Source organism: Ehrlichia minasensis (genome assembly GCF_004181775.1).
Taxonomy (GTDB): Bacteria; Pseudomonadota; Alphaproteobacteria; order Rickettsiales; family Anaplasmataceae; genus Ehrlichia; species Ehrlichia minasensis.
Genome location: NZ_QOHL01000052.1, coordinates 1 through 1,399, shown reverse-complemented (window position 1 = coordinate 1,399; position 1,399 = coordinate 1). Strand labels below are relative to the sequence as shown.

General features: G+C 35.7%; 1 protein-coding gene. It reads right to left on the bottom strand.

The genetic code is table 11. The features are described 5' to 3' along the window. Positions 1-43: 43 nt before the first annotated feature. Positions 44-1,399, bottom strand: a 1,356-nt coding sequence (locus DRF75_RS04985) for a DUF3514 domain-containing protein (protein WP_129992778.1), incomplete at its 5' end; no start/stop codon positions are given.

Below are 1,399 nucleotides of genomic sequence, written 5' to 3'. Positions count from 1 at the left end.
TGCACCTTAATTTTGTAGAACCACATTTATTTTATACAAACATCTATCTTTGCTGTCCTTTATCTTCACCAACATTAGAACTATTTATCATCCTATCATATATTTCAGCATATGCACTTATCTCTTCCTCACAAGCCGCTATACTCATTTTATCCACCAGCATACACAACTGCATAGATATATTCTGCATGACAACATGAAAACCCATACTACCAGAAGCAACAGCATGTTCAACTTGACCAGCAAAGTGTTCAGAACATTGTTGCAAAAGTACCGGTGGAAAATCTATATCACATATTCGTATTGTATTAGCATTATTAAAAACTACACCATATACATTGCTAAACTGCATAAACAATGAAAAACATTTCCTTCCAAGAACTCCTCTCTTAAGGTTACTCGATTTCATATTATCAATTATTTCTTCAATGTTAGCCTCAACTGGGAGTCCTGCAAAATTTGCATAATTTGAATACATACAACCAAACATAATACAAAGATTTACTATTGCAAAATCCAATACTTCCTCAGAAGTTCCAGAAACACATAACCTCATATTGACAAGCCGACATAACAGAGACAGTAATCTTCGAAAATACTGTGGATTATGTATTATCCTAGGGCTAAAGCGCATATACCTATCATAAACATTAGGAACACACACTCTTAATCGACTTGTACTACCAGGCTGCATACAATTTATAAGGTCTACAACAGCATTGTCCAATGAACTTGCATCTAATAAAAAATAATTATTATAAATAAGTCTGCGCCGCACTGCAGCATTATTGCATAACCGTGCGCAATCCAATATCCAAGAAGCTTTTAGAAGAAAATTTAATAAATATGGATCTCCTGTCTGTTGCACGATTAAACTTTCCACTAGGTGTCTACCACAATACAACCGATTAGCAGTTACTATAAATATACTTTTACAAATATTGCGTAAGTATACAAAATGCATGCGCCTTACAACTCTTAACTCGTTGTCAAAAGCCATTCTCATATGGTGACGCTCCCTGCTGGTTTTGCTATCTTTTACTGTGAGAAACAAATTTAATGACTGATTTGGTAAAACAACGACAGGCTTTTTATCAAATAAAGTGACTGTCGCAGATGACATAAATCCACTGAACTTTACTCCAGCACTTGCTTGTACATCAGATGTTAATCCTGCTTCTTGTTGAGCTGCAGTACCATCCTTTGGCGGAGTACTTTTAAGCTCCTTTTCACTTTGCACAAGAAAAGGATCTTTCTCCTTATAACTCTTACTATCCCAATCAAAAAATTGAACTGCAGGTTTTTTATATTTCTCAGGTGGCTGTTGTACAATGCCAGACTCCAAAGGCCCTTTATCTTGATCCTTACCTTTCGCAGCCTCTTGCTCAAGAAAAGGATC